Below are 391 nucleotides of genomic sequence, written 5' to 3'. Positions count from 1 at the left end.
TACATTTAAATCTTGAAAAGCTAATAGTTAGAATTTCTTTAGTATCAGGTTCAATTGGAAAATCTTTTAGAGATATTTTATGATTACTACAAATATGCATAGAACTTAAACAATGCTTACATTTTCTTGTATTGTTTGGTATTTTTTTAAGATGTGTATGAATGATGTTATTAATTTTTTCTTGTTTAATAAAATTAAATCCTTTAAATTTTGTTAAATATATGGTATTATTATTCATATGGGTAGATATCCTTTCGTTGGTTTTAAGCAGATTTAATGATAGCATATCTAGCCATTTTTTTCTACAAAAAAGTAGATCTAATTAGAATAATTTAATATTTATTCTATTGAGCTACTAATTTTATTATCCCTTAAATATTTGTGAAGAACC

General features: G+C 22.3%; 1 protein-coding gene. It reads right to left on the bottom strand.

All coding sequences use genetic code 11. The annotated features are described in order from the left end of the window. On the bottom strand, positions 1 to 238 hold a 238-nt coding region (locus AYC59_RS07815), incomplete at its 3' end, for a hypothetical protein (RefSeq protein ID WP_156445509.1). Positions 239 to 391: the final 153 nt, after the last annotated feature.

The organism is Pseudostreptobacillus hongkongensis (assembly GCF_001559795.1).
Taxonomy (GTDB): domain Bacteria; phylum Fusobacteriota; class Fusobacteriia; order Fusobacteriales; family Leptotrichiaceae; genus Pseudostreptobacillus; species Pseudostreptobacillus hongkongensis.
Note: the sequence above shows the minus strand (reverse complement) of the source record. Positions and strands in the feature narration are given on the sequence as shown.